This is a genomic window from Streptomyces sp. NPDC005574 (assembly GCF_040605435.1).
Lineage (GTDB): Bacteria > Actinomycetota > Actinomycetes > Streptomycetales > Streptomycetaceae > Streptomyces.
Genome location: NZ_JBEXCW010000279.1, coordinates 1 through 1,918 on the forward strand (window position 1 = coordinate 1; position 1,918 = coordinate 1,918).

Annotated in this window: 2 protein-coding genes; both read left to right on the plus strand. The window is 60.9% G+C overall.

Going from position 1 to position 1,918, the window contains the following annotated elements:
* The first annotated feature begins 375 nt into the window (after positions 1 to 375).
* Positions 376 to 987 (plus strand): hypothetical protein, encoded by a 612-nt coding sequence (locus ABZT03_RS44085; protein ID WP_356049929.1) that lies wholly within the window; start codon positions 376 to 378, stop codon positions 985 to 987.
* 258 nt (positions 988 to 1,245) lie between these two features.
* Positions 1,246 to 1,918 (plus strand): ISAs1 family transposase (locus ABZT03_RS44090; RefSeq protein WP_356049931.1); only part of this gene is annotated, 673 nt, incomplete at its 3' end.

The window sequence follows — 1,918 nt, forward strand, 5'->3', positions numbered from 1 at the left end:
ACCCCGACGACATGACCACGGATCCTGCCGCACCCACCCCACACCTGTCACATCGTCAGGAGACGGACACGCGACCGACCTTCTGAATGCTTACGCCCAATCGCTATGGCGCCGGGCCCACCAGGCCATCGCCCGCCGCATCCACTACGAGCGGCGACAACGCCGAGCTCTCGAATCTCACCTGTAGTACCGGGACCTCACCGCCGAGGCCGTGAACACGAAGTACGTCGGTGATATCATTCGCGATTGTGAGCGGGTGCCCCCCCTCGCGACACTGGCAGTAGTCACTTGAGCACTGCCTACTTAAGCTGGAATCAGCTCCCCCTCCGTATTGCTAGTGCCTGGATTTTGGGTAGTCACGTATAGCTTCATCCCGTGAGGGCTGACGCCACGAGGCTGGTTTCCAAGAGAACAAGTAGCTTATCGGAATACCGGAAAGAGGTTGCAAGGGATATGCCTGTCCGCAATTCGCTTATGCTAGCCAGTGTAATTTCCACTACATGCGTGCTCGTTGCGACGCCAGTTAGTACGGCTTCTGCGGCATCTCCAAAGATCAACAAGGTAACCGTCTCAGCAAAGTTTGGAGTCTGGGACGATGACAGCACAATCTTCGGGGATAGCTTCGATTACGCAACGAGTGCTGCCAGTAAATCCTACACAGTAAACTCCGTGGCGACGACTCAGGTCGACAATGTTGGAATATGGTCTGCCTGTTCTGGGGGTGAGGTTTATGGAGAACTGCATCCTACGATTATGCAAACCGATCCCGCAACGGGCGTAGTAGACGTCTCCTATATCGTGAAACTGTACGAAGGTAGCTCTTGTTGGAGCGGGGACCTGGACGGAAAGACGAGGGATTGGGAAGTCGCTCACTTCAAACTGTATCCCGGCCAGACTAAAACCTATAATATTACACAATTCAACACAGATGAAGGCACGAGAGACGAAGTGGATGTCGCCGTGACCATGCACAACGAGGTATCGTAATTCGCACCGTTACCACTCAGGCTACGAGCTCGTAACACGATCATGCTGAAGTGCCTTGGCCAGGCGTGGTCGAAGTGGTGATTCACCGTTGCGCGGAGTCGAGGTGGTGGGTGTTCAGGGCGATTGCAAAGTCGCGGTGGTCTCGTGAGTGTGCAGGTCACGGCGGTGTGACGATGCGGGGAGGGCGCGCGACCGGACGCAACGAAGCTCCGTTGTGGAGGTGACTTTCCCAAGTCGCCTGCGCTCAACGGAGCTTCGATGTGCCGCCAGTCTGCCACCGTCTGTCTGGTCAAGTCGCCCACCCGTCAGCACCGCGCGACGGGTGCGCTGGCCGAGCGGCTGGCCACGCTGGCCGATCCGCGGTGCCGGCGCGGGAAGCGTCACCCCTTCGTGGCAGTGCTGCTGATCGCCTGCTCCGCCGTGGTGAGCGGGGCAAGGAGTTTCGTGGCGATCGACGAGTGGGCCACCGACGCCCCGCAGGACGTCCTGGCCCAACTCGGCGCCCGCACCGCGACCGCCCTGGCCGTGCGCGTCCCGCCCAGCGGCGCGACGATCCGGCGGGTCATCAAAGACACCTGCCCCGGCGGCCTGGCCGACCTCCTCGGCCACGACCCGGCCGGCACCGACACCCTCGCGATCGACGGCAAAAGTGCCCGCGGCTCGCGCCTGGGCACCAGCCCTGCCGCACACCTGCTGGCCGCGATGACTGGCACCGGCCTGACCGTCACCCAGCTCAGGGTCCCCGAGAAGACGAACGAGATCACGTGCTTCGCCGCCCTGTTGGACCCCTATGACCTGCAAGGAGTCACGGTGACCAGCGACGCACTACACACTCAGCGCGACCACGCCCGCTTCCTCGTCGAGGTGAAGAAGGCGCACTACGCCTTCACGGTGAAGCGGAACCAGAAGAATCTCTACGAACAGATGCGGA